This is a genomic window from Cellulomonas sp. NTE-D12 (assembly GCF_027923705.1).
Classification (GTDB): Bacteria; Actinomycetota; Actinomycetes; order Actinomycetales; family Cellulomonadaceae; genus Cellulomonas.
Genome location: NZ_AP026442.1, coordinates 3,318,165 through 3,343,463 on the forward strand (window position 1 = coordinate 3,318,165; position 25,299 = coordinate 3,343,463).

Annotated in this window: 20 protein-coding genes; 13 read left to right on the forward strand and 7 right to left on the reverse strand. The window is 72.7% G+C overall.

Features of this window, described 5'->3' with window-relative positions:
- Positions 1-84: 84 nt before the first annotated feature.
- Positions 85-792 carry a GNAT family N-acetyltransferase gene (locus QMF98_RS15355; RefSeq protein ID WP_337973792.1) on the reverse strand — a complete coding sequence of 236 codons (708 nt, stop codon included), beginning with the start codon at positions 790-792 and terminating at the stop codon, positions 85-87.
- 63 nt (positions 793-855) lie between these two features.
- Between QMF98_RS15355 and QMF98_RS15360 the strand changes: the two genes are divergently transcribed.
- Positions 856-1,779: an HhH-GPD family protein gene (locus QMF98_RS15360; protein WP_337973793.1), complete on the forward strand. Its 924-nt coding sequence runs from the start codon at positions 856-858 to the stop codon at positions 1,777-1,779.
- A gap of 10 nt (positions 1,780-1,789) precedes the next feature.
- Here QMF98_RS15360 and QMF98_RS15365 read toward each other — a convergent pair whose 3' ends face one another.
- Both QMF98_RS15365 and QMF98_RS15370 read right to left on the reverse strand, forming a co-directional pair.
- Positions 1,790-2,290 carry an amino-acid N-acetyltransferase gene (locus QMF98_RS15365; RefSeq protein WP_490715624.1) on the reverse strand — a complete coding sequence of 167 codons (501 nt, stop codon included), beginning with the start codon at positions 2,288-2,290 and terminating at the stop codon, positions 1,790-1,792.
- A 90-nt stretch (positions 2,291-2,380) separates the two neighbouring features.
- Positions 2,381-3,370, reverse strand: a complete 990-nt coding sequence (locus QMF98_RS15370; RefSeq protein WP_337973795.1) for a sugar-binding transcriptional regulator — start codon at positions 3,368-3,370, stop codon at positions 2,381-2,383.
- Between the two features lie 175 nt (positions 3,371-3,545).
- Between QMF98_RS15370 and QMF98_RS15375 the strand changes: the two genes are divergently transcribed.
- The 7 genes from QMF98_RS15375 to QMF98_RS15405 all read left to right on the forward strand — a co-directional run bounded on the left by QMF98_RS15375 (position 3,546) and on the right by QMF98_RS15405 (position 13,321).
- Complete coding sequence (locus tag QMF98_RS15375; RefSeq protein ID WP_337973796.1) at positions 3,546-5,357, forward strand: glycerol-3-phosphate dehydrogenase/oxidase; 1,812 nt, start codon at positions 3,546-3,548, stop codon at positions 5,355-5,357.
- Between the two features lie 42 nt (positions 5,358-5,399).
- Positions 5,400-6,170, forward strand: coding sequence for an MIP/aquaporin family protein (locus QMF98_RS15380; RefSeq protein WP_378096770.1), 771 nt, complete (start codon positions 5,400-5,402; stop codon positions 6,168-6,170).
- A 47-nt stretch (positions 6,171-6,217) separates the two neighbouring features.
- Positions 6,218-7,738: a glycerol kinase GlpK gene (glpK, locus tag QMF98_RS15385; protein WP_337973798.1), complete on the forward strand. Its 1,521-nt coding sequence runs from the start codon at positions 6,218-6,220 to the stop codon at positions 7,736-7,738.
- Positions 7,739-7,913: 175 nt separating this feature from the next.
- Positions 7,914-8,861, forward strand: a complete 948-nt coding sequence (locus tag QMF98_RS15390) for an aldo/keto reductase (protein ID WP_490715625.1) — start codon at positions 7,914-7,916, stop codon at positions 8,859-8,861.
- Positions 8,862-8,919: 58 nt separating this feature from the next.
- Complete coding sequence (locus QMF98_RS15395; RefSeq protein WP_337973800.1) at positions 8,920-9,711, forward strand: exodeoxyribonuclease III; 792 nt, start codon at positions 8,920-8,922, stop codon at positions 9,709-9,711.
- A gap of 130 nt (positions 9,712-9,841) precedes the next feature.
- Positions 9,842-10,906 (forward strand): DUF4190 domain-containing protein, encoded by a 1,065-nt coding sequence (locus tag QMF98_RS15400; protein ID WP_337973801.1) that lies wholly within the window; start codon positions 9,842-9,844, stop codon positions 10,904-10,906.
- A gap of 141 nt (positions 10,907-11,047) precedes the next feature.
- Entirely contained in the window at positions 11,048-13,321 is a 2,274-nt protein-coding gene (locus tag QMF98_RS15405; protein ID WP_337973802.1) for an aryl-beta-d-glycosidase, read from the forward strand.
- A 37-nt stretch (positions 13,322-13,358) separates the two neighbouring features.
- Here the strand turns inward: QMF98_RS15405 and QMF98_RS15410 are convergent, their stop codons facing one another.
- Positions 13,359-13,880 carry a heme-degrading domain-containing protein gene (locus QMF98_RS15410; RefSeq protein ID WP_337973803.1) on the reverse strand — a complete coding sequence of 174 codons (522 nt, stop codon included), beginning with the start codon at positions 13,878-13,880 and terminating at the stop codon, positions 13,359-13,361.
- A 139-nt stretch (positions 13,881-14,019) separates the two neighbouring features.
- Positions 14,020-16,635 carry an ATP-dependent chaperone ClpB gene (clpB, locus tag QMF98_RS15415; protein WP_337973804.1) on the reverse strand — a complete coding sequence of 872 codons (2,616 nt, stop codon included), beginning with the start codon at positions 16,633-16,635 and terminating at the stop codon, positions 14,020-14,022.
- A gap of 285 nt (positions 16,636-16,920) precedes the next feature.
- Here clpB and QMF98_RS15420 point away from each other — a divergent pair, with 285 nt between their 5' ends.
- From QMF98_RS15420 to QMF98_RS15430, 3 genes are all read left to right on the forward strand, one after another.
- Positions 16,921-18,369, forward strand: coding sequence for an HNH endonuclease (locus QMF98_RS15420; RefSeq protein WP_337973805.1), 1,449 nt, complete (start codon positions 16,921-16,923; stop codon positions 18,367-18,369).
- 132 nt (positions 18,370-18,501) lie between these two features.
- Positions 18,502-19,161 carry a histidine phosphatase family protein gene (locus tag QMF98_RS15425; RefSeq protein WP_337973806.1) on the forward strand — a complete coding sequence of 220 codons (660 nt, stop codon included), beginning with the start codon at positions 18,502-18,504 and terminating at the stop codon, positions 19,159-19,161.
- Positions 19,162-19,174: 13 nt separating this feature from the next.
- Positions 19,175-20,245 carry an alpha/beta hydrolase gene (locus QMF98_RS15430; RefSeq protein WP_337973807.1) on the forward strand — a complete coding sequence of 357 codons (1,071 nt, stop codon included), beginning with the start codon at positions 19,175-19,177 and terminating at the stop codon, positions 20,243-20,245.
- Here QMF98_RS15430 and QMF98_RS15435 read toward each other — a convergent pair.
- Complete coding sequence (locus tag QMF98_RS15435) at positions 20,172-21,128, reverse strand: cation diffusion facilitator family transporter (protein WP_337973808.1); 957 nt, start codon at positions 21,126-21,128, stop codon at positions 20,172-20,174. The genes QMF98_RS15430 and QMF98_RS15435 overlap by 74 nt on opposite strands.
- A gap of 62 nt (positions 21,129-21,190) precedes the next feature.
- Between QMF98_RS15435 and QMF98_RS15440 the strand changes: the two genes are divergently transcribed.
- Together QMF98_RS15440 and trmB are read left to right on the forward strand one after the other, a co-directional pair.
- Complete coding sequence (locus tag QMF98_RS15440; protein WP_337973809.1) at positions 21,191-22,000, forward strand: VOC family protein; 810 nt, start codon at positions 21,191-21,193, stop codon at positions 21,998-22,000.
- 34 nt (positions 22,001-22,034) lie between these two features.
- On the forward strand, positions 22,035-22,778 hold the full coding sequence (gene trmB, locus QMF98_RS15445) for a tRNA (guanosine(46)-N7)-methyltransferase TrmB (RefSeq protein WP_337973810.1): 744 nt from the start codon (positions 22,035-22,037) through the stop codon (positions 22,776-22,778).
- Positions 22,779-22,793: 15 nt separating this feature from the next.
- On the opposite strand, the gene QMF98_RS15450 is transcribed toward trmB, so the two are convergent.
- Positions 22,794-25,277 carry a glycogen/starch/alpha-glucan phosphorylase gene (locus tag QMF98_RS15450; RefSeq protein WP_337973811.1) on the reverse strand — a complete coding sequence of 828 codons (2,484 nt, stop codon included), beginning with the start codon at positions 25,275-25,277 and terminating at the stop codon, positions 22,794-22,796.
- Positions 25,278-25,299: the final 22 nt, after the last annotated feature.

Below are 25,299 nucleotides of genomic sequence, written 5' to 3' on the forward strand. Positions count from 1 at the left end.
CGTCGGGCATCCACGCTACGAAGCGCAGGGAACGGATCGGCGCAGGACGCGCCCGAGCGACCCGACGACGACCGGGCCGGGCACCTACAGCTCGAGCCGGACGATCGCCCGCCCGTGCCGGGGCCGCGCCACCAGCTCGAAGCCGGCGCGCAGGAACAGGTGCAGCGTCCCCCGGTGCAGCGAGTCGCCCTCGGGCTCGGACCGCTCGGACGTGTCGGCCGGGTACCCCTCGAGCCAGCCGGCGCCGGACGAGCGTGCGTGCTCGACGGCCGCGTCGAGCAGGGCGGTGGCAACCCCGCGCCGACGGAACCCGGCGCGCACCACGAAGCAGGTGACGGACCACACCCCGGGGTCGTCGGGCTGGATGCCCGGCACCGACATCGCGCTGCAGCTGCGGGCGCGCACGAACTCCACGCGCGGCGCCACGGAGCACCAGCCGACCCGTTCGCCGCCGATGCTGGCGATCACCCCGGGGGCAGGCAGGTCCTGCGCGATGCGATCGGCGAGCCGGCCGCGCAGCTCCGTCGGCGTCAGGGTCCGCTGCTCGACACCGGACAGCCGGTCGGCCTGGCACCAGCAGTGTGCCGCCTGCCCGTGGGCGCCGATCACCTCGTCCACGTCGCCGATGGACCGGCACAGGGCGGTCTTCACCAGCGGACGGGCGGAGACCACGGGGATCCCGGCGGTGGTGGGCGGCGGCTGGTGAACGCCGGTGGTGGTCCCGGGCGTCGCGGACCGTTGCGTCACCCAGTGGGTCCGCACTCCGGTGTCCGCCGACGGACCGTCGACCATGTCATAACGGTACGCGTGGGACGCGCTCCCTGTCCCGGGACGAACGTCTGGGACCATGGTCCGGTGCTCGACGGCCCGGCTCCGCACTCGTCGGACGCCGCGGCGCTGCACGGCACGCTCCTCGACTGGTACCGGGACAACGCCCGTGACCTGCCGTGGCGGGCGCCGGACCGGACGCCCTGGGGCGTGCTGGTCAGCGAGGTGATGCTGCAGCAGACCCCGGTGGTCCGGGTCGAGCCGGCCTGGCGCGCCTGGATGGACCGCTGGCCCACCCCTGCGGCACTGGCCGCGGCGTCCACGGCGGACGTGCTGCGCGCGTGGGACCGGCTCGGGTACCCCCGGCGCGCGCTGCGGCTGCAGGAGTGCGCGTGCACGCTCGTGCAGCGGCACGGTGGGCAGGTGCCGGACGACCCGGACGAGCTCCTCGCGCTGCCCGGTGTCGGCGAGTACACCGCCGCGGCCGTGCTGGCGTTCGGGTTCGACCGTCGGTCCGTGGTCCTGGACACCAACGTGCGCCGCGTGCTGGGCCGGCTGCTCGGTGGCACCGCCCTGCCACCACCGGCCCAGACGGTCGCGGAGCGGCAGCGCGCCGCCGCCGTGGTGCCCGACGACGACGCCACCGCCGCCCGGTGGGCGGTCGCGACGATGGAGCTCGGCGCGCTGGTGTGCACCGCGCGGTCCCCCCGCTGCGCGGCGTGCCCGGTGGCCGACCGCTGCGCCTGGCTGCTGGCCGGGCGGCCGGACGACGAGCACGCCCACCGACGCCGCACCCAGGCGTTCGCCGGCACCGACCGGCAGGTGCGGGGCCGGGTGATGGCGCTGCTGCGGGAGGCGCTCGAGCCGGTGCCCGCCACCGGCGTGGAGGCCGTGTGGCCCGATCGCGTCCAGCTGGCGCGGGCGGTGAACGGCCTGGTGGCGGACGGTCTGGTCGAGGTTCTCGTCCCCGCGTCGGACGACGAGCCGGCGGCCTACCGACTCCCCGCCTGACCCCGGACAGCTAGAGCTCGAGAAGCATCCGGGTGTTGCCCAGCGTGTTCGGCTTCACGCGCGCCAGGTCCAGGAACTCCGCGACGCCGTCGTCGTGCGAGCGGAGCAGCTCGGCGTAGACGGAGGGGTCCACCGGCGTCCCCTGGATCACCTGGAAGCCGTGCGAGGCGAAGAAGTCCACCTCGAAGGTCAGGCAGAACACCCGGGCGAGGCCGAGGTCCCGGGCCCGCGCCACGAGCCCGCCGAGCAGAGCGTGCCCCACGCCGTGCCGGCGCTGGTCCGGGCGGACCGCCAGCGTGCGGATCTCGGCGAGGTCCGACCACATCACGTGCAGGGCGCCGCAGCCGACCACCTCGTCGTCGACCACGGCGACCAGGAACTCCTGGACGGCCTCGTAGTAGCCGACCCACTCCTTGGGCAGCAGGATGCGCTGCTCGGCGTAGGGCTCCACCAGGTCGTGGACGGCGTGCACATCGGCGGGCAGGGCGGCCCGGACCACGACCTCGCTCACGCCGGTCACGGTACCTGCCGCCCGGCGCAGGCCCCGACGCAGACCCGACCCGGCCCGGCGTCGGGCGGGGTCCAGTGCGGGCGCAGAGCCCTACGTCCGCGAGCGCTGCCGCCCGAGCCGCGGCACGTCGACGTGCTCGAGCAGGCCGGTGGCGGTGATCTCGTCCACCACCAGGTCGGTGACCACCCCGGCGCGCAGGGCGGCGAGCAGCGGTGCGACCTTGTTGTCGCCGGCGACCACGCACACGCGCCGCGGGATGTGCTTCAGCTCGTCCGGCGTGGGCCCGGTCGCGCGGGCGTTCAGCGGCACGTCGGCCCACGAGCCGTCGGCGCGCAGGAAGACGGTGCACACGTCGCCCACCACGCCCTCGTCGTGCAGGGCCTGCACGTCGGCGTCGTCCAGGTACCCGGCCGAGTACACGTGGCTCGGCACCGCCCCGGCCACCGCACCCACGCTGAACAGGGCGATGTCCACGCGCGCCTGCATGTCCAGCACGCGGCGCACGGACCGTTCGCGCCACATCGCCGCCTTGGTGTCCGGGTAGTCGAAGAAGGCGGGCACCGAGAAGTGGTGCACGCCCGCGCCGAACGCCGTCCCGAACGACGAGATCAGGTCCGACGCGTACTCGATCCCGCTGGTGCGCATGTTGGCCGCGCCGTTCAGCTGCACCACCACGGACCCCCGGGTGGCCTTCGGGGTCAGGTACCGGGAGACGGCGGCCAGCGTGGTGCCCCACGCGACGCCGAGCACCATGTCGGAGTCGAACCACGAGGTCAGCAGCTTGGCGGCGGTCATCGCCACCTGGTCCAGCCGCTCGACCGTCCCGGCGGAGTCCGGCACCGCGACCACGTAGGCGTCCACGCCGAACGCCGCGGTGAGCGAACGACCGATCCCCGGTGCACGCGTGCTCGCCGGGCGCAGGGTGATCTCGACCAGGCCGGACTGCCGCGCGCGCTTGATCAACCGCGACACCGTCGACCGCGAGGTGCCCAGGTGCCGGGCGATGACCTCCATCTTCATGTCCTGCAGGTAGTACATCGACGCCGCCCGGAGCACGTCCTGCTCCCGCTCCACGTACACAGGTGCCTCCTCGCCCCTGCGTGCACATTTGTGCACTGCTGTTGCGCGTACGTTCCGCCGCTGCCGAGGATAGGGCGAATCCGGGCCGTTCGTCCTGGGCCATCGGCCCGAACGGCCGCGACACCGTCGTCGCGAGAACCCGGGCGAACGTCACCAGCACCGAGGAGCCAGCCACATGAGGACCGCCCCGCTCACCGTCCAGGCCCGGACCGACTCGTTGGAGCGGTTGCGTCGCTCGACGGAGCGGGACTCCGAGCTGGACATCCTGGTGATCGGCGGTGGCGTGACCGGTGCCGGCATCGCGCTCGACGCGGTCACCCGCGGGCTGGACGTGGCGATGGTCGAGGCGCAGGACTGGGCCAGCGGCACGTCCAGCCGCTCGTCCAAGCTGGTGCACGGCGGTCTGCGCTACCTGCAGATGCTCGACTTCCACCTGGTGCACGAGGCGCTGACCGAGCGTGACCTGCTCATCTCCAAGCTGGCCCCGCACCTGGTCAAGCCCGTCAGCTTCCTGTACCCGCTGGAGAACCGCGTCTGGGAGCGCGCCTACGTCGGCGCCGGCGTGGCGCTGTACGACACGCTGGCCACCGCGTCCGGCACCCGCCGGGCGATGCCGATCCACCGCCACCTGACCCGCAAGGGCATGGAGCGGATGTTCCCGGACCTGCGGCACGACGCCGCCATCGGCGCCATCCGGTACTGGGACGCCAGCGTCGACGACGCCCGCCTGGTCGAGACGCTCGTCCGCACCGCCGTCTCCTACGGCGCGCACGCCGCCTCGCGCACCCAGGTGCTCGACCTGCACACCACCACCGGCGGCGCCGTCAGCGGCGCGCTGCTCGAGGACCTGGAGACCGGCGAGCGGTTCGACGTGCGCGCCCGTGCCGTCATCAACGCCACCGGCGTCTGGACGGAGAAGACCGAGGCGCTGGCCCGCAGCGGCGGCGGCCTGCGGGTGCTGGCCAGCAAGGGCATCCACATCGTCGTGCCGCGCGCCCGCATCCAGGGCGACACCGGCCTGATCCTGCAGACCGAGAAGTCGGTGCTGTTCATCATCCCGTGGTCCCGCTACTGGGTGATCGGCACCACGGACACCCCGTGGCACCAGGAGCTGACCCACCCCGTCGCCACCAGCGCGGACATCGACTACGTGATCGAGCACGCCAACGCGGTGCTCGCCCGCCCGCTGACCCGCGACGACGTGATCGGCGTGTGGGCCGGCCTGCGGCCGCTGCTGCAGCCGGGCACCAAGGAGGGCACCAGCTCCGCCAAGGTGTCCCGCGAGCACACCGTCGCCTCCCCCACGCCGGGTCTGACGGTGATCGCCGGCGGCAAGCTGACCACCTACCGCGTGATGGCCAAGGACGCGGTGGACTTCGCCATCGGCTCACGGGCGACGACGCTGCCGTCGATCACCCACGAGGTGCCGCTGGTCGGTGCCGAGGGGCTGCGCGTGTTCCAGCGGCAGGCCCGGGCCATCGGGCTGCGGTACGGCTGGGAGCAGCACCGCATGGACCACCTGCTGCACCGGTACGGCTCGCTGCTCGGCGAGCTGATCGACCTGGTGGACGCCCGTCCCGAGCTGGCGCAGCCGCTGCACGGCGCCCCGGCGTACATCGGTGCGGAGATCGTCTACGCGGCGACCCACGAGGGCGCCCTGCACCTGGACGACGTGATGATGCACCGCACGCGGCTCAACTACGAGCAGGCGGACAAGGGCGTCGGCGCGCTCGACCAGATCGCCGACCTGCTGGCGGCCGAGCTCGGCTGGGACGCCGCGACCCGCGAGAAGGAGATCGAGGCGTACAAGGCCCGGGCCAAGGCGGAGCACGAGGCCGCCGAGCAGCCCGACGACGCCTCGGCCGAGCGCGTCCGGCTGCAGGTGCCGGACCTGTCGCCGATGCAGCCGCTCGAGGGCGTCGCCACGCCCGGGACCGGCACCGGCTCGGTCGGCCCCGGGTCGGCCGGCACCACGGGGCACGCCTGACGGCTGCCCCCCTCAGGACCCCCGCGACCGATGTCGCGGGCGATGCAGACAACGACGTCGACGAAAGAGGTCCACGTGAACTACACGATCGGGCAAGCCTTCATCTCGGAGGTGCTCGGCACCGGAATGCTGATCCTTCTCGGTGGCGGCGTGGTTGCCAATGTGATCTTGCCCAGGAACAAGGGTTTCAACGGCGGGTGGATCGTCATCACCTTCGGATGGTGCATCGCCGTCATGGCCGGCGTGTACGTCGCCTTCAAGTCGGGCGGCTACCTGAACCCCGCCGTGGTGCTGGGCGTCTGGGCCTCGGGCGCCAAGACGCTGGCCCCCGGCATCGACATGACGGCGACGAACGCTCTGCTGTTCATCGTCGCCGAGCTGCTCGGCGCCTTCATCGGTGCCGTGCTGGTGTACCTCGCCTACAAGAAGCACTTCGACGAGGACGCCGACCCGGCCACCAAGCTGGGCGTCTTCTCCACCGGCCCGGCGATCCGCTCCTACTTCTGGAACTTCGTCACCGAGGTCCTGGGCACCTTCGTGCTGGTGTTCTGGGTGCTGGTGTCCGGCAAGACGCCGGCCCAGATCGGCCCGCTCGCCGTGTCGCTCATCGTGCTCGGCATCGGCCTCTCCCTCGGTGGCCCCACCGGGTACGCCATCAACCCCGCCCGTGACCTCGGCCCGCGCATCGCGCACTTCGTGCTCCCGATCCGCGGCAAGGGCTCCAGCGACTGGGCGTACTCCTGGGTGCCGGTCTTCGGCCCCATCGTCGGCGGCGTGCTCGCCGGCCTGACCGGTCACTGGTTCGTCGGCTGACCACCCACTGACAGCACTTCCTGAACGACCCTCGACGAGGAGGCACCATGGCTGACAAGTACGTGATGGCGATCGACCAGGGCACCACGAGCACCCGCGCGATGATCTTCGACCACGCGGGAACGGTGGTCTCGGTCGGCCAGAAGGAGCACGAGCAGATCTTCCCGAAGCCGGGCTGGGTGGAGCACAACCCGAAGGAGATCTGGGACAACACGCGTGAGGTGGTCGGCCAGGCACTCGGCAAGGCGAGCCTGAACTACGACGACCTCGCCGCGGTCGGCATCACCAACCAGCGCGAGACCACCGTGGTGTGGGACCGCGAGACCGGCGAGCCCGTCTACAACGCGATCGTCTGGCAGGACACCCGCACGCAGAAGATCGCCGACGACCTCGGCGCCCTCGGCGGCGGTGCGGACCGGTACAAGGCCCGCGTCGGTCTGCCTCTGGCCACCTACTTCTCGGGCCCGAAGATCCGCTGGATCCTCGACAACGTCGAGGGTGCCCGGGAGAAGGCCGAGGCCGGCAAGCTCGCGTTCGGCAACACCGACTCGTGGGTGCTGTGGAACATGACCGGCGGGGTCGACGGCGGCATCCACGTCACCGACCCGACCAACGCCTCGCGCACCATGCTGATGAACCTCGACACGCTGACGTGGAACGAGGAGATCGCCGGCGAGATGGGCATCCCGCTGTCGATGCTTCCCCAGATCCGCAGCTCGTCCGAGGTGTACGGGCACGGTCGCAAGGGCGGTCTTGTCCCGGGCGTGCCGATCTCCGGCATCCTCGGCGACCAGCAGGCGGCGACGTTCGGCCAGGCGTGCTTCGAGGTCGGTAACGCGAAGAACACGTACGGCACCGGCAACTTCATGCTGCTGAACACCGGCACGTCGCCCATCCCGTCCAAGAACGGCCTGCTGACGACGGTCTGCTACAAGATCGGCGAGCAGCCGACGGTCTACGCGCTCGAGGGCTCGATCGCCGTCACCGGATCGCTGATCCAGTGGCTGCGGGACAACCTCGGGTTCATCCAGAGCGCGCCCGAGGTCGAGCAGCTGGCCGAGACGGTCGAGGACAACGGTGGGGCGTACTTCGTCCCGGCGTTCTCGGGCCTGTTCGCGCCGTACTGGCGTGGCGACGCCCGCGGCGTCCTCGTCGGCCTGACGCGGTACGTCACCAAGGGCCACATCGCGCGGGCCGCCCTGGAGGCCACCGCCTTCCAGACCCGCGAGGTGCTCGACGCGATGAACGCCGACTCCGGCGTGGACCTGACCGAGCTGAAGGTCGACGGCGGCATGGTGGCCAACGAGGCCCTCATGCAGTTCCAGGCCGACATCCTCGGCGTGCCCGTGATCCGGCCGAAGGTGGCCGAGACCACGGCGCTCGGCGCGGCCTACGCGGCCGGCATCGCCGTCGGGTTCTGGAACGGCGAGCAGGACGTCATCGACAACTGGGCCGAGGACAAGCGCTGGACGCCGTCGATGGACGACGCCGAGCGTGACCGCCAGTACCGGTTGTGGAAGAAGGCCGTCACCAAGTCCTTCGACTGGGTGGACGAGGACGTGCGCTGAGCGCACGCTGACCCGACGAGGGGTCGCGACGACGGGTGGAGAAACCGGCGTCGCGGCCCCTCGTCGTGCGTGCCGGCGGGCGACGGGCGGCTCCCACCCGACGGGCCACCCGTCCGGTCGCGTGTCCGGCGTCACGTCGGCTCGGCCAGGAGGGCCGTCAGTCCCCGTGCTTACGATGCGCGGCGTGACGACGACAGTGCAGGTGGGCCACTCGGACCTCGCGGTCCTTCCGCTGGCTCTGGGGGGCAACGTGTTCGGGTGGACGGCCGACGAGGCGACGAGCCTCGACGTGCTCGACGCGTTCGTCGACGCGGGCGGGTCGATGGTGGACACCGCCGACGGGTACTCCCACTGGGTGCCGGGGCACACCGGCGGCGAGAGCGAGGCGATCATCGGCCGGTGGCTGGCTCACCGCGGCCGGCGGGACGACGTGGTGGTGGCGACGAAGGTCTCGCGGCACCCGCAGTTCCTCGGCCTGGCACCGGACACGATCCGCGGGGCGGTGCACGCCTCGCTGCAGCGGCTGGGCACCGACCACATCGACCTGTACTACGCGCACTTCGACGACCCGTCCGTGCCGCTGGCCGACTCCCTCGGGGCGCTGTCCGCCCTGGTGGACGAGGGGCTGGTGCGCTACCTCGGCATCTCGAACTACACCCCCGACCGCATCGACGAGTGGCTGGCCGTCACCGAGCGGGAGCACCTGCACCGGCCGGTCGCGCTGCAGCCGGAGTACAACCTCGTCGAGCGCGGGTTCGAGGACGGGCTGCAGGCCCGTGCCGAGACGTACGGCCTGGGCGTGTTCCCGTACTACGCGCTGGCCTCCGGGTTCCTCACCGGCAAGTACCGCGCCGACGGCTCGCCGAGCGGTCCGCGGGCCGGCCGGGCGGCGCAGTACCTCGAGGGCCGAGGTGCCGCGGTGCTCCCCGTGCTGGACGAGGTCGCGGCGGCGCACGGCGTCTCCGACGCGACCGTGGCGCTGGCGTGGCTGCGCCGGCGGCCGACGGTCGTGGCGCCCATCGCGAGCGCCCGGAGCCTCGACCAGCTGCCCGACCTGCTCGCCTCCACCACCCTCGAGCTGGCGGCCGACGAGGTCGCCGCGCTGGACGCCGCCTCGCGCTGACCCCCGCGACCGCGGGCGGACGGCGAGGCTGTCACCGGTCGCAGGTACCGTGCCGTCCATGCGCCTGGCCACCTGGAACGTCAACTCGATCCGTGCCCGCGTGGACCGGGTGCTCGCCTACCTCGAACGCACCGGCGTCGACGTGCTGGCGATGCAGGAGACCAAGGTGAAGGACGAGTCGTTCCCACGGGAGGGCTTCGAGGCCCTCGGGTACGAGGTGGTCACCAGCGGGTTCAGCCAGTGGAACGGCGTCGCGATCGCGTCGAAGGTCGGCGTGACCGACGTGGAGCACGGTTTCCCCGGCCAGCCGACGTGGGGCGACCCCGGGGCCGTCGAGGCGCGAGCCGTGGGCGCCACCTGCGGCGGGGTGCGCGTGTGGAGCCTGTACGTGCCCAACGGTCGCGACGTGGGCGACCCGCACTTCACGTACAAGCTCGAGTGGCTGGACGCCCTGCGGGAGGCCGCCGGCGGGTGGCTGCAGGCCGACCCCGCGGCCCGGATCGCCATGGTGGGCGACTGGAACATCGCCCCCCTGGACACCGACGTCTGGGACATCGGCTTCTTCGCCGGCCGGACGCACGTCACGCCGGCCGAGCGGGAGGCGTTCGAGGCGATCGCGGCTGCCGGGTACACCGAGGTGTCCCGCCAGCACGTCCCCGCCGAGCACACCTACACGTACTGGGACTACCAGCAGCTGCGGTTCCCCCGGAACGAGGGCATGCGCATCGACCTGACGTACGCCTCACCGGCCCTCGCGGCGGAGGTCACAGACGTGGTCATCGAGCGGAACGAGCGCAAGGGCAAGGCGCCGTCCGACCACGTACCGGTGGTGCTGACGATCGCCGACTGACGGCGCCGGACGTGCGGGTGGCGGCTGCTGCCTGCGGCCGGTCGGGCGAGGCGACACGGGTGCGCCGGTCGGCACAGATCGCCCGCCGACCAGGGCATACGTGTGGGAACGCTGCGCTACGTTGCGGCCCATGAGTCAGGACCCGGGCGCCCCAGGCAGCTCTGCGCAGCAGCCCGACCCGTACGCCGCACCGATCCCGCAGCCCGAGGGTGGTGGCAGCGCCCCGGCCCCGATGTACGCGCAGCCGAACCCCTACGGCGACGCACCGGTGTCGGGGCAGGCGCAGCCGGGGCATCAGCCGACGTACGGGCAGGAGCCGTACGGAGCGGCGCAGCCGTACGGACCGGCGCCGGTCTACGGGCAGCAGCCGGTCTACGGGCAGCAGCCGGTCTACGGGCAGCAGCCGGTCTACGGGCCACCGGGGCAGGTGCCGACGTACGGTCCGTACGGCTACCCCACGGGGCAGCCGTACGCCCCGGCGGGTGGCTGGGACACCCCCAAGACGGACCCGATGTCCATCGCGGCACTCGTCGTCGCGCTCAGCGGGTTCCTGGTCGGCCTCACGTTCCCGGTCGGCCTCGGGCTCGGCATCGCCGGCATGGTGCGCACCAAGCGCCGCCAGCTCCAGGGGCGTGGCCTCGCCATCGCCGCCGTGGTGGTCGGGGCCGTCGGGACGCTGCTGATCATCGGGTTCATCGTGCTGATCGCCGTGCTGGGGAGCAGCGGCAGGTTCGACGACTCGGCGTCGTCCTCGTCCCGGACGTCGTCGGGACCGGTGCACAGCGGCTCCGCGGCCGGCACCACGCTGCCGGAGTACCGACTGGTGCAGGGGCTGACGCCGGGTGAGTGCCTGCAGGGCGACGCCAGCTCCTGGTCGCTGGCCGACGCCGTCCCGGTCGCCTGCACCGCCCCGCACAACCTCGAGGTGGTGTCGGTGTACACGCTGGCCGAGCGGCCGGTGAACAGCACCGACGAGCCCGGTGCCGAGCTGGACAAGGCCCTGTCGACCTGCGAGGACGACGTGCTGGCCGCGAACTCCGCGCTGCTCGGCGCGGACGACTGGTCGGACGTCTGGCCGCCGCACCCGGACCAGTGGGACGCCGGCGAGAGGTCCGCCTACTGCCTGTGGGGCACGGACTCGACCGTCACAGGCTCGGCCACGCAGGGCTTCGGGGCGCAGAGCTCCAACCTCTGACCCACCGCGCCGGTCCCACCGGCCGCCCCGCACCGCCGGTCCACACCGCCCGTCCACCCTGCCGGCCCGACCGGCCGCACGTTCGCCCGTCAGACCGCGGCGATAGCCTGACCGCACCGCCGCCACAGGAAGGTTGCACCGATGGTCGACGTCGACCGTGTGCTCGCAGCACTGACCCTCCAGGAGAAGGCCGGGCTGACGTCCGGTGCGGACTTCTGGCACACCAAGGCCGTCGAGAGGCTGGAGCTGCCGGCCGTGATGGTGGCGGACGGGCCGCACGGCCTGCGCAAGCAGGTGGCGGAGGGCGGCTCGGCGGAGCTCGGCGAGTCGGTGCCGGCCACCTGCTTCCCGACGGCGGCCGCCCTCGGCTCCACGTGGGACCCCGACCTGCTGCGGCGCGTCGGGGCGGCGCTGGGCCGCGAGACCAGGGCGAACGGCGTCTCCGTCCTGCTGGGCCCCGGCGTCAACATCAAGCGGACCCCGCTGTGCGGGCGCAACTTCGAGTACGTCTCCGAGGACCCGTTGGTGGCGGGGGCGCTCGGCGCGGCACTGGTCGAGGGGGTGCAGAGCCAGGGCGTCGGCACGTCCCTGAAGCACTTCGCGGCGAACAACCAGGAGACCGACCGCATGCGCGTCTCCGCGGACATCGACGAGCGGACGCTGCGCGAGATCTACCTGCCGGCGTTCGAGCGGATCGTCACGCAGGCGAAGCCGTGGACGGTGATGTGCTCGTACAACCGCATCAACGGCACGTACGCCTCGCAGCACCCGTGGCTGCTGACCCAGGTGCTGCGGGACGAATGGGGGTTCGACGGGGTCGTCGTCTCGGACTGGGGTGCGGTGCACGACCGGGTGGCGGCCCTGGTGGCCGGCCTGGACCTGCAGATGCCCGGCGTCGGGTCGCGTCCGGACCTCGAGGTGGTGTCGGCGGTGATCGACGGCCGGCTCGACGAGCAGGTGCTGGACCGCTCCGTCCGCCGCGTGCTGCAGCTGGTGGACCGGGCGCAACCGGCCGTCGCCGACCCCGGCACCGCCGACCTCGACGCCCACCACGAGCTGGCCCGCGAGGCGGCGGCAGCCGGTTCGGTGCTGCTGCGCAACGAGCGGGTGGCCGGTGCGCCGCTGCTCCCGCTCGAGGCGGACGCGGCCCGCGGTGCCGTCGTCGTCGGCGAGTTCGCCCGCACCCCGCGCTACCAGGGCGCGGGGTCGTCGCAGGTGCGCGCGACCCGCGTCGACGACGCGCTGACTGCGCTCCGGGCGGTCACAGGGGTGGAGCTGCCGTTCGCCCCCGGCTTCTCCCTGGCGGGTGATGACGAGCACGACGAGGTGCTCCGCACCGACGCCGTGGCGGCGGCGCGCGACGCGTCCGTCGTGCTCGTGTTCCTGGGCCTGCCGGCCGCCGACGAGTCCGAGGGGTACGACCGGCCCCGCTGGGGCCTGCCCGACAACCAGGTGCGCACGCTCGCCGCGATCGCGCAGGTCAACCCCAGGATCGTCGTGGTGCTGTCCAACGGCAGCGCCGTCAACGTCTCGCCGTGGCGCGAGCTCGCGCCGGCGATCCTCGAGACGTGGCTGTCCGGGCAGGCCGGCGGCTCGGCGGTGGCAGACGTGCTGCTCGGCCACCGCTCCCCCGAGGGCCGGCTGACCGAGACGATCCCGCACCGGCTGGTGGACACCCCGGCGTTCGGCAGCTTCCCCGGTGAGGGCCGGCACGTCCGGTACGGCGAGGGCGTGCTGGTGGGCTACCGCTGGTACGACGCGCGTGACCTGGAGGTGGCGTACCCCTTCGGGCACGGGCTGACGTACACGACGTTCGCGTACGACGAGGTCGCGGCCCAGGTGCACGGCGAGGGTGCGGCCGCCACCGTGGACGTCAGCGTCCGGGTGACCAACACCGGGACGCGGGACGGTGCCGAGGTGGTCCAGGTGTACGTGGGCGACCCGGAGGCGTCCGTGCAGCGGCCCGTGCGTGAGCTGCGGGCGTTCCGCAAGATCTGGCTGGCGCCCGGCGAGTCGCAGGTGGTGAGCCTGACGCTGACGGCGCGCGACCTGTCGTACTGGCACCCCGACCTGCGCCGGTGGGTGGTGGAGGGCGGCACGTTCGTCGTCGAGGTGGGCGCCTCGTCGCGGGACCTGCGCGGTTCCGTGGAGGTCGAGGTGGTCGGCGAGCCGATCTGGCCGCCGCTGACCGCCATGTCCACGGTCGCGGAGTGGTTGGCCGACCCTGCCGGCGGTCCCGCGCTGCGGGCGGCGCTCGAAGACGGCGGGGTCACCGAGCTGGCCGCCCACTGGTCGGCGGAGCTGGCGCAGGTGCCGCTGCGGGTGGCGGTGGACCTCGGCATGGCGGCGGGCTTCGGTCCCGACGAGGTGAACAACCTGGTCCGGGACGTGACGGCGGAGGTACCTGCCTCCTAGTGCCAGGCCGGCCGCGGGTCAGTCGGCGAGGTCGGCGTCAGCCGGCCAGGTAGGCCGTGAGGCCTTCGACGACGAGCGCATGGTCGTCCTGCTGCGGCAGACCGGACACGGCGACGACGCCGACCAGCCGGCCGTCGACCCGCAGCGGGAAGCAGCCGCCGTGCGCCTTGTAGGTCTCGTCCAGGCCCGACGACTCCTCGAACGTGGTGCCGTCGACGCGGTACCGGGTACCCACCGCGAACGACGAGTGACCGTAGTGGCGCACCACCTTGGCCTTGGCTCCGATCCACCAGTCGTTGGTGGTGGACGAGCCGGGGAGGGCCCGCTGGAACACGGTGTGCGGCCCGTCCGGGGTGTCGACCTCGACCCGCACCACCACCGGCAGCTGCCGCTGCTCGGCCAGCGCCGCGACGGTGGCGCCGAGCCGGGCGGCGTCGTCGTACGTCAGGTGCGGCAGCACCAGGCGCTCCTCCTGCGTCTCGAGCTCGGCCAGCAACGCGGGGTCGGAGAACTTGACGGGGGTCGCCTGGGCGGCGGACTGGGCAGCGTCGTCGGTCACGCCGCGACGGTACCCCGGACGACCTGGCCTCCGGCCGGCGAGATGGGCACATGCACGCGAGCGGGGCATATGCACGTGCCCATCTCGCCTGGATGTGCCCGCCTCGCGGTCCAGTGCGGGGTGCGGGTCGGGGCCGCCGTCAGGCCAGCACGCTCGGCGAGCCGGTGGTCACCGACAGGGTGCCGGTGTCGTCGCGGTCCACCACCACCGTGTCGCCGTCGTGCACCTGGCCGGCGAGCAGGGAGCGGGCCAGCCGGTCGCCGATCTCCTTCTGCACCAGCCGGCGCAGCGGCCGGGCGCCGTAGGCGGGGTCGTACCCCTCGAGCGCCAGCCACTCGCGGGCGGCGGGCGTGACGTCCAGGGTCAGCCGGCGGTCGGCGAGCCGACGGGCCAGCGCGGCGACCTGCAGCTCGACGATCTGCCCGATCTCGTCGATCGACAGCGCGTCGAACAGCACGATGTCGTCCAGCCGGTTGAGGAACTCCGGCTTGAACGCCGAGCGCACGGCCGTCATCACACCCTCGCGCCGGGCGTCGTCGGACAGCATCGGGTCCGCCAGGAACTGCGAACCGAGGTTCGAGGTCAGCACCAGGATCACGTTGCGGAAGTCGACCGTGCGGCCCTGACCGTCGGTCAGCCGACCGTCGTCCAGCACCTGCAGCAGGATGTCGAACACCTCGGGGTGGGCCTTCTCGACCTCGTCGAGCAGCACCACCGCGTAGGGACGGCGCCGCACCGCCTCGGTCAGCTGGCCGCCCTCCTCGTAGCCGACGTACCCGGGAGGAGCACCGACCAGACGAGCGACCGAGTGCTTCTCGGAGTACTCGCTCATGTCGATGCGGACCATGGCGCGCTCGTCGTCGAACAGGAAGTCCGCGAGCGCCTTGGCCAGCTCGGTCTTGCCGACGCCGGTGGGACCCAGGAACAGGAACGAGCCGGTGGGGCGGTCGGGGTCGGAGATGCCGGCGCGGGCCCGACGGACGGCGTCGGAGACGGTGGCGACGGCCTTCTTCTGACCGATCAGCCGCTCACCGAGCACCTCCTCCATGCGCAGCAGCTTGGCGGTCTCGCCCTCCAGCAGCCGGCCGGCGGGGATGCCGGTCCAGGCGGCCACCACCTCGGCGACCTCGTCGGGACCGACCTTCTCGGCGATCATCGGGGTGCTGCCGGCGAGGTCCTCGTCGGCACCCTCCTCCGACGACTCGGCGGCGGCGATCTCCTTCTCCACGGCCGGGATCTCGCCGTACATCAGGCGGCCGGCGGTGGCCAGGTCACCCTCGCGCTGCGCGCGCTCGGAGTCGGCACGCAGCTGGTCCAGGCGGGCGCGCAGGTCGCCGACGCGGTTGTGGCCGGCCTTCTCCTTCTCCCACCGGGCGGTCAGCGACGCGAGCTCCTCGCGGCGGTCGGCCAGGTCGGCGCGCAGCTTGCCGAGCCGGTCGCGGGACGCGGGGTCGTCGGCCTCCGACAGCACGACCTCCTCCATCTCGAGACGGGTCACGGCACGCTGCAGCGCGTCGATCTCGATGGGGCTGGAGTCGAGCTCCATCCGCAGGCGTGAAGCCGCCTCGTCGACCAGGTCGATCGCCTTGTCGGGCAGCTGGCGGCCGGAGATGTACCGGTCGGACAGGGTGGCCGCGGCGACGAGGGCGGCGTCGGAGATGGTCACCTTGTGGTGCGCCTCGTACCGCTCCTTGAGGCCACGCAGGATCGCGATGGTGTCCTCGACGGACGGCTCGCCGACGAACACCTGCTGGAACCGGCGCTCGAGGGCCGGGTCCTTCTCGATGCGCTCGCGGTACTCGTCGAGCGTCGTCGCGCCCACCAGGCGCAGCTCCCCGCGGGCCAGCATCGGCTTGAGCATGTTGCCGGCGTCCATCGCGCCCTCGCCGCCGGCGCCGGCGCCGACCACCGTGTGCAGCTCGTCGATGAACGTGACGATCTCGCCCTCGGCACCGGTGATCTCGGCGAGGACCGCCTTGAGGCGCTCCTCGAACTCGCCGCGGTACTTGGCCCCCGCCACCATGCTGGCCAGGTCGAGGGAGACGAGGCGCTTGCCGCGCAGCGACTCCGGCACGTCGCCGGCGACGATGCGCTGGGCGAGCCCCTCCACGACGGCCGTCTTGCCGACGCCCGGCTCGCCGATCAGCACGGGGTTGTTCTTGGTGCGGCGGCTCAGCACCTGGATCACGCGACGGATCTCGGCGTCGCGGCCGATCACCGGGTCGAGCTTGCCGTCGCGCGCCTGCTGCGTCAGGTCGACGCCGTACTTCTCGAGCGCCTTGAACGTGCCCTCCGGGTTGGGGGTGGTCACACGTGCGTTGCCGCGGACGGTGGGGAGCGCGGCGACCAGGGCGTCGCGGGACGCGCCGACCGCGGTCAGCGCCTCGGCGATGCCGGACTGGCCGGTGGCCAGGCCGATCAGCAGGTGCTCGGTGGAGACGTAGTCGTCGCCGAGGGCGCGGGCCTCCTTCTCGGCGGCGTCCAGCGCGGTGACCGTCTGGCGGGAGGCGGACGGCTGCGACACCGAGGCGCCGCTGCTCGCGGGCAGCTTCACCAGCATCGCGCGGACCTGGCGGCCGAGCGTCGCCCGGTCGGCGCCGACGGCGTCGAGCAGGCCGTTGGCGACCCCGCCCTCCTGCTCGAGGAGCGCCGACAGGACGTGCGCCGGCTCGAGCTGCGGGTTGCCCGCGGCCGTCGCGTGCTGGATGGCGGCGCCGAGCGCCTCCTGTGCCTTGGTGGTGAACTTCGCGTCCACGGATGCGCCTCCCTGGGCGTTGCCGGATGTCGTCTGCTGCTGCCGATGAGGGCAACGGCGCCGAAGTTGAGTGTATTCCGCTCAACTCTGAGCGCCAGTGGTCGCGGGAGTGGCGCGAGCGAGGCCTCCGTGATCCTGGATCGGCGTGTCGTACAGGAGGGACGAGGCACACACTCGCCGACGTGGGCGACCCGGGCGTCCGCGCGCGCAGCGACACGCGAGAGGCGTTGTACACAGCTGCGCGGAGCCCCCCGGTGTCGAACAAATGTTCGATAGACTCTAGGCATGGAGCGGGGCAGAGGCGTGGTGACGGCGGCGGGCGACGGCCCCCTCGCCGACGTTGCTCGCTGGCGCGCGCTGCTCGCCGGGTGGGCCGGCGCAGCCGGCAGCCCATCCCAGCGCGGCGGCCCTGTGGCGGCACCGGGTCCGGCGGAGCTGGACCAGGCCGGCCGCATCCAGCTGGTGGCCGCACTCGAACAGCTCAAGGCTGCCGCGGCCGGACTCCAGGCGCGGCTGTCGGTGGACTTCGACGCGCACGAACGGCAGCTGCAGCGCGATGCCGGCGTGCCGCGGGAGAGGCGTGGACGCGGTGTGGCGGCCCAGCTCGGGATGGCGCGGCGCGAGTCTCCGCATCGGGCCGCCGTTCTCCTCGGGGCGGCCAAGGCACTCTGCGCCGAGCTGCCCTGCGCCTTCGCTGCACTGGCCGACGGGCGGCTCTCCGAGTACCGGGCGACGCTCGTCGTGCAGGAGACCGCCTGCCTCGAGCCTGAGGAGCGAGCCGCGGTGGATCGGGCGCTGTGCGCCGATCCCGGCACCCTGGACGGGGCCGGCACCCGACGGCTCGTCGCGATGGCGCGCGAGCACGCGTACCGCGCCGACCCCGCCGCCTTCGTCCGTCGGGCGGCTCGCGCCGAGAACGAGCGGAGCGTGACCCTCCGTCCGGCGCCCGACACGATGACGTACCTCACGGCTCTCCTGCCGGTGGCACAGGGCGTGGCGGCCTACGCCGCGCTGCGACGCGTGGCCGACTCGGCTCGGGCCACCGGGGACGGACGGGGGCGCGGCCAGGTCATGGCCGACACCCTCGTCGAACGGCTGACCGGTCAGGCGGCGGCCGACACGGTGCCGGTCACCGTGTCGCTGGTGATGAGCGACGCAGACCTGCTCGCCTCCGGTCACGGTGCCGCGGTGCTGGACGGCTACGGCACGGTGCCGGCGCAGGTCGCACGGACGCTTGTCGCCAACGGGCTCGATGCGGACGCCGCCTGGCTGCGTCGGGTCTACACCGACCCACGCGGCCGGGTCGTGGCGGCCAGCTCGCGCGAGCGGTTCCATCCCGAGGGCCTCGCGTCGCTGCTGCGCGTCCGCGACCAGGGCACCTGCCGGATGCCGTACTGCGACGCCCCCGTCCGGCACCTGGACCACGTGGTGCCGGCCGCGCTGGGCGGTCCGACGGACGCCGAGAACAGCCAGGGGCTGTGCGAGGCGTGCAACCACGCGAAGCAGGCAGCGGGCTGGCGCCAGGAGAGGTCCGAGGGAGCGATGCGGCACACGGTGGTCACGACGACCCCGACGGGACAGGTGTACCGGAGCGTCGCGCCGGAGCCGCCGCCACCGCTGCGGCGCTCGGACGACGACGCCGGCGTGGGCCACCCGCCGGAGACCTGGGAAGCCGCACGGCCCCCGGGCGGGATCGACGCTGCCTTCGCACGCCTCGTGGCGCTCGCCGCCTGACGGCATCCGCCAGCCGGGCCTCAGACCTCACGTTCCTGTCCGCTCTGTTCGCCGGACGATCACCGGCGCGTCGCCGAGCGTCCATGAACCGGGTCTAGCGTCGAGGGCGACGACAACCACGAAAGGGCGACGATGACCCTCACGCTGACGCTCGTGCGACACGGGCAGACCCACTTCAACGCACGCCGGCTGCTGCAGGGCAGCTGCGACTCCCCCCTCACCCGCGTCGGCCGCGAGGGGGTGCGCACCACGGCACGGCACCTCGCCGACGTGCCGTTCCTCGCGGCGTACTCCTCACCCTCGGGACGCGCGGTGTCGACCGCCGTGGAGATCCTGCGGCACCACCCGGACCTGCGGCTGCGCACCGACGCGGACCTGCGCGAGTACGACTTCGGCACCTTCGAGCGGCACCCCGAGCGGGACCTCGAGGCCGTGCTGCCGTGGACCGAGCTGGTCCCACAGGTGCTCGACGGCACGCACCCCGGCCTGCCGAAGGGTGAGCACGCCGCCGACTTCATGGCACGCACCCGCCGGGCCTTCTCGCTGATCGCCGACCGGCACCCGGACGGGGACGTGCTGGTGGTCGGGCACGGGCTGGCGCTGGGCGCCTGGCTGTCGACCATCCACCCCGAGGGACTCGTCGCGCTGCCGAACGCGTCGGTGTCCCAGGTCGAGGTTCACCCCGACGGCTCGACGCGCGTGCTGAGCATCGGGCTGGACGTCGCCGGCCAGGGCATGGTGGCCGCGCGGCCCGTACCGGTCCGGGAGGATGCGCTGCCGCAGGCGGTGTAGCAGGATCCGGCGCATGGCGGACGACGACGTCACCAGCGAGGTCACCGACGTTCTCGGCGAGCCCTGGCTCGCCCGCACCATCCCGCTGCGACCAGACGGCGTCACCGCGCGCACCGGCATCCCGCCGGTGGCCACGCTGGTGCACCGGGACGAGCCGCCGCGACGCCGGGCGGTGCTGTACGTGCACGGGTTCGTCGACTACTTCTTCCACCCGCACGTCGCCGCGGCGCTCGCCGAGCACGGCTACGACCTGTACGCCCTGGACCTGCGGGACTACGGCCGTTCCATCCGCCCCGGCCGTCCGCCGGACGACGTCACCGACCTGGGCCTGTACTCGGAGGAGATCGACACCGCCGTCCGGATGCTGCGACCCCGGTACGAGCGGCTGGTGCTGCTGGGCCACTCGACCGGAGGGCTGATCACGGCCCTGTGGGCCGATGCCCGTCGCGGGCTCGGGCTGGTGGACGCGCTGGTGCTGAACAGCCCGTGGCTGGACCTGCGCGGCAGCTGGGCGCAGCAGCACCTGCTGACGCCGGTGCTCGACGTCGTCGGCCGCGTCGCACCGACCGCCGTGGTCGCCCGTCTGGACCCGGAGTACGGCAAGGCCCTGCACTCCGCCACGGGCGGCGAGTGGGACTACGACCTGGCGTGGAAGAACTCGGACTTCCCGGTCACGGCCGGCTTCATCCGCACCGTCCGCCGGGGGCACGCCCGGGTGGCGCGCGGCCTGCACGTCGACGTGCCGGTGCTGGTGCTGCGCTCCGACCGCAGCGGGCCGAACAAGGGCTGGCACGACGAGCTGGTGACCACGGACTCGGTGCTCGACGTCGAGCAGATCGCCGCCCGCGCCCCGCTGCTCGGCGACGACGTCACGCTGGTGACCGTCGCGGGCGGCGCGCACGACCTGGCGCTGTCCCCCGCACCGGCGCGTGAGCAGTACCTGCGCGAGGTGACGGACTTCCTCGCCGCCCGGCTGCCCGAGTCGGAGCCGTCGGACCCAGCACCGTCGGCTACGGCTCCAGCGACGGCTCGTCCGGCTCCGACAGCGACAGCACCGCTCCCACCACCGCCGGCCGCTGCCTGAGCGACGCCTCGAGCCGCGCGAGCGCGTGCGACGCCTGCTCCTCCGGCTCGTCGCCCACCAGGTCCACGGCGCCGACGACGAGCACCTGCCCGGCACCCATCACCTCGAGGCGCAGCGAGGTCACCCGCGCCACCTCGGGCCGCTCGAGCAGCGCCTGCAGCACCATGCGGTGCACCTGCGGGTCCGCCGTCTCGCCCACCAGGAAGTCCCGGTTGCGCTCGATCAGCACCACGGCGACCACCCCCAGCAGCAGCCCGATGAGGATCGAGCCGACCGCGTCGGGCACCACCGACCCGGTCAGCTGGTGCCCCAGGATGCCGGCCGCCGCGATCACGATGCCGACCAACGCCGCCGAGTCCTCGAAGAACACCGCCCGCACCGTCGGGTCGGAGGTGCGCAGCACGTGCTCGCGCAGCGTCCGCTGCCGTTTCGCGGCCTGCCCGCGCAGCTGCCGCCACGCCTGCGCGAACGACGCGCCCTCGAGCACGAACGAGATGGCCAGCACCACGTAGGCGACCGTGAACGAGGCGGCCGGCTCCGGGTGCATCAGCTCCTGCACGCCGTGGGTCACCGAGACACCGGCCCCGACCGCGAACAGGCCGATCGCGGCGAACAGCGACCACACGTACACCTCGCGGCCGTAGCCGAGCGGATGCGCGGCGTCCGGCGGCCGGTCCGCCTTGCGGTGCGCGATCAGCAGGAACACCTCGTTGCCCGTGTCCGCCCACGAGTGCGCGGCCTCGGCGAGCATCGACGCCGCTCCCGTGACCACCGCGGCGACGGACTTGGCCAGCGCGATGAGCAGGTTGGCCCCCAGCGCCACGATCACGGTGGTCAGGGACTCGCCGCCGGCGCGGGACTCGCGGGCCACCTCGTGCGTCATGCCCCCTGGTTAGCACAGCCTCTCCGGTGTCGCGCGTGCGGCGGCGGTGATGTGATGGCGCCATGACGACGCAGCAGGTGCCCTGGTCACCCGGTACGGCGTGCTGGGCGGACATCACCGTGCCGGACCTCGAACGGGCCACCGGGTTCTACGGCCCGCTGCTGGGCTGGCGGTTCGAGACGGGCGGTCCGGAGACCGGCGGGTACACGCAGGCGTTCGTCGGCGACCGGCAGGTGGTCGGCCTGACGGAGCCGATGGGCGAGGACCCGGCTCCGCCCGCCGCGTGGTGCGTGTACCTGGCGACGGACGACCTGGCGACGACCGTGCAGCGTGCCGAGCAGCTGGGCGGCCGCACCCTGCTGGGGCCGATCGACGTGATGGGCTTCGGGTCGATGGCCCTGCTGACCGACCCGACCGAGGCCGTGGTGGGGCTGTGGTCGGGTGGCTCGCACATCGGCTGGGAGGTGGTCGACGAGCCGGGCGCGGTGGTGTGGACCGAGCACATGTCCCACGACCAGGCCCGCGCCCTCGCGTTCTACGACGGGCTGTTCGGGTACGACGTGACGGACCTGTCCGCCCCCGACTTCGACTACGCATCGGTCGCGGTGGACGGCGAGACGGTGCGCAGCGGGATCGGCGGCTACGGCCCGGGTGCGGGCGCGCAGGTGCCGGCCGCATGGACGGTGTACTTCCAGGTGCGGGTGGCCGACGACGCGGCGGCCCGCGTCACCGAGCTGGGCGGCACGGTGGTCAGCCCACCGGAGGACACGCCGTACGGCCGGATGGTGCTGGTGAAGGGTCCGTTCGGCGAGGTGTTCGCGCTGATGGAGCCGCCGGCCGAGCAGCCGCCGACGGGGACGCCGCCCGCCTGAGCCCTCCGCCCGGGCCGCCGGGTAGCCTGCGCCCGTGACCGGCGCCTCCCCCGACGACTTCCACCACGTCGCGGCGGGCCCGCACGAGCCGCTGCGGACGTTCCACCCACGCCGGGCGGCGCTCGGCCGCGACCGGGCCGACGCGCTGAACCGGCTGTGGCCGTGCTACGGCTTCTCGGTGCACGACGAGGCGCTCGGCCGCGGCCCCCGCACGCCGGACGGCCTGCTCGACACCGACGCCCTGTTCGGCCGGCATGCCCCGCTGGTGCTGGAGATCGGCCCGGGCATGGGCGAGGCCACCGTCGAGACCGCGGCCGACGACCCGGCGCGGGACTACCTCGCGGTGGAGGCGCACCTGCCCGGCGTCGCCAGCCTGCTGTCCCTCGTCGAGCGCGCCGGCCTGACCAACGTCCGGGTGGGCCACGGCGACGCCCTGCAGCTGGTGCGCGAGTCGATCGCCGCGAGCAGCCTGGCGGCGGTGCACGCCTTCTTCCCCGACCCGTGGCCCAAGGCCCGTCATCACAAGCGCCGGCTGATCCAGCCGGACCACGTCGCGCTGCTGCGCGAGCACCTTCTCATCGGCGGCCTGATCCACACCGCCACCGACTGGCCGGACTACGCCGAGCAGATGCGCGAGGTGCTCACCGCGGACCCGTGCCTGGCGGACGCCTCCGCAGACCCGCCGCAGGCAGCACGACGCCGCACGACGAAGTTCGAGCGGCTGGCCCTGGCCCAGGGCCGGACCGCCGTCGACCTCGTCGTGCGGCGCGTGTGCTGAGGCGCCCGCGAGGGCCTAGAACGAGTGCACCGGCTGCGTGTGCCAGATGCGGTCGATGTAGTCCTGCATCGACCGGTCGGACGAGAAGAACCCGCTGCGCGCCACGTTGAGGATCGCCGAGCGGGTCCACGCCTCGGTGTCCGCGTAGTGCTCGTCGACCCGCGCCTGCGCCTGCAGGTACCCGTCGAAGTCCGCGAGCGCCATGAACGGGTCCTGGTGCAGCAGGTTGTCCACCACCGCGGCGAACATGCCCGGGTTGCCGCCGCCGAACGCGCCGGAGGCGATCAGGTCGATCGCGGCCTTCAGCCGCGGGCTCGACTCGTAGAACGACATCGGGTCGTAGCCCTGCGCCACCAGCTTCTCCACCTCGGGCTCGAGCATCCCGAACAGGAAGAAGTTGTCGTCGCCCACCAGCCGGCGGATCTCGACGTTGGCGCCGTCGTCCGTGCCGATCGTCAGCGCGCCGTTCAGCGCGAACTTCATGTTGCCGGTGCCGGACGCCTCCTTGCCGGCCAGTGAGATCTGCTCGGACAGGTCGGCGGCGGGGATCAGCGTCTCGGCAAGCGTCACGTTGTAGTTGGCGGGGAACGCCACCGTCAGGGCGCCCTTCACGCGGGGGTCCGCGTTGATCGTCGAGCCCACGTGGTTGATCAGGCCGATGATCTTCTTCGCCATCTTGTAGCCGGGCGCCGCCTTGGCGCCGAACGCGAACACCCGCGGGGTGATCGAGGTCGGGTCGAGCTCGCCGGACAGGATCCGCTCGTACAGCGACACGATGTGCAGCACCTTGAGGGTCTGCCTCTTGTACTCGTGCAGCCGCTTGACCATCACGTCGAGCATCGCGCCCTCGGGCAGCACGACGCCGTCGCGCTCCGCGAGGACGGCCGCCAGCCGGGCCTTGTTGTCGGCCTTCACCGCACGGAACCGCTCACGGAACTCCTGGTCGTCGGCCAGCGGCTCGAGGCCGGACAGCATCTCCAGGTCGGTGACCCAGCCCGGGCCGATCGCCTCGGTGATCAGCTGGGACAGGCCGGGGTTGGCCAGCCGGACGAACCGGCGGGGCGTGACTCCGTTGGTCACGTTGGTGAACTTGTCCGGCCAGTACTCGGAGAAGTCCGGCAGCACCTTGTCGCGCAGCAGCTGGCTGTGCAGCTCGGCGACGCCGTTCACCTTGCAGCCCGCGACGGTGGCCAGGTACGCCATCCGAACGGCCCGGACGGGCTGCTCCTGGATGATCGACATGCGGCGCACGTGCTCCTCGTCGTCCGGGTACGCCGTGCGCACCTCGGCCAGGAACTCGTCGTTGATGCGGTAGATGATCTCGAGGTGCCGGGGCAGCAGCCGGCCCAGCAGCTCCGTGGGCCACACCTCGAGGGCCTCGGGCAGCAGCGTGTGACAGGTGTAGGCGAAGCACTTCTGGGTCAGCGCCCACGCCTCGTCCCAGTCCCAGCCCTTCTCGTCGACCAGGATGCGCATCAGCTCGGGGACCGCGATCACCGGGTGGGTGTCGTTGAGCTGGAAGATGATCCGCTCGTCCAGGTGGTGCAGGTCGAAGTCCTCCGGCAGCACCTCGTCGATGAAGTCGCGCAGCGAGCACGCGACGAAGAAGTACTGCTGCTGCAGCCGCAGCTCCTTGCCCTGCGGCGTGGAGTCCTCCGGGTACAGCACCTTGGAGATGTTCTCGGCGAAGGTCTGGCTGCGCACCGCCTCCGGGTACCGGCCGGCGTTGAACAGCTCGAGGTCGAACGCGTTGCTGGCGGTGGCGCTCCACAGGCGCAGGGTGTTGACGCGGCCGTTGTGGTAGCCGGGGACCATGTAGTTGAAGGGCACGCCCTCGACGCCCCACGCCGGCACCCACCGGGTGCGCGGTCGGCCGGCCTCGTCGACGTACTGCTCGGTGTGCCCGCCGAACTGCACCTGCACCGAGTGCTCGGGGTGCGGGAACTCCCACGGCGAGCCGAGGGACAGCCAGTTGTCCGGCTGCTCCACCTGCCAGCCCTCGACGAAGGTCTGCTTGAAGATGCCGTACTCGTACCGGATGCCGTAGCCGATGCACGGCACGCTCATGGTGGCGAGGGAGTCGACGAAGCATGCCGCCAGCCGGCCGAGGCCGCCGTTGCCGAGGCCGGGCTCGACCTCCTGCTCGGCGATCAGGTCGAGGTCGAGGCCGAGGTTGGCCATCGACTCGCGCGCGATGTCCTCGAGGTCGGTGGCCAGCAGGGCGTTCTCCAGCTGGCGGCCCAGGAGGTACTCGGCGGACAGGTAGGCGACGGACTTGGCCTGCGCCTTGCGCTGCCGGGTGAGGGTGTCGAGCCATCGGGCCATCAGGTAGTGCCGGACCGCTCGCGCCAGTGCGAGGTACTGGTCGTTGACGGAGGCCCGGGACAGGGTCACGCCCTGGCCGAAGTTGAGCTCGCGGAGGAACTCACGCGTGAACTTCTCGACGGTGTGCTCGGGAAGGATCACCGGGGTCGAGGAGAGAGGTTGGTTCTCGGTCACCGGCACACGCTAGCGGGTGCAA

Coding starts and splice junctions, on each gene's coding strand:
- QMF98_RS15395 (WP_337973800.1), top strand. CDS start 8,920: ATGCGCCTGGCCACCTGGAACGTCAACTCGATCCGTGCCCGCGTGGAC.
- QMF98_RS15355 (WP_337973792.1), bottom strand. CDS start 792: ATGGTCGACGGTCCGTCGGCGGACACCGGAGTGCGGACCCACTGGGTG.
- QMF98_RS15375 (WP_337973796.1), top strand. CDS start 3,546: ATGAGGACCGCCCCGCTCACCGTCCAGGCCCGGACCGACTCGTTGGAG.
- QMF98_RS15435 (WP_337973808.1), bottom strand. CDS start 21,128: ATGACGCACGAGGTGGCCCGCGAGTCCCGCGCCGGCGGCGAGTCCCTG.
- QMF98_RS15400 (WP_337973801.1), top strand. CDS start 9,842: ATGAGTCAGGACCCGGGCGCCCCAGGCAGCTCTGCGCAGCAGCCCGAC.
- QMF98_RS15390 (WP_490715625.1), top strand. CDS start 7,914: ATGCGCGGCGTGACGACGACAGTGCAGGTGGGCCACTCGGACCTCGCG.
- glpK (WP_337973798.1), top strand. CDS start 6,218: ATGGCTGACAAGTACGTGATGGCGATCGACCAGGGCACCACGAGCACC.
- QMF98_RS15420 (WP_337973805.1), top strand. CDS start 16,921: ATGGAGCGGGGCAGAGGCGTGGTGACGGCGGCGGGCGACGGCCCCCTC.
- QMF98_RS15430 (WP_337973807.1), top strand. CDS start 19,175: ATGGCGGACGACGACGTCACCAGCGAGGTCACCGACGTTCTCGGCGAG.
- QMF98_RS15405 (WP_337973802.1), top strand. CDS start 11,048: ATGGTCGACGTCGACCGTGTGCTCGCAGCACTGACCCTCCAGGAGAAG.
- QMF98_RS15425 (WP_337973806.1), top strand. CDS start 18,502: ATGACCCTCACGCTGACGCTCGTGCGACACGGGCAGACCCACTTCAAC.
- QMF98_RS15380 (WP_378096770.1), top strand. CDS start 5,400: ATGCAGACAACGACGTCGACGAAAGAGGTCCACGTGAACTACACGATC.
- QMF98_RS15440 (WP_337973809.1), top strand. CDS start 21,191: ATGACGACGCAGCAGGTGCCCTGGTCACCCGGTACGGCGTGCTGGGCG.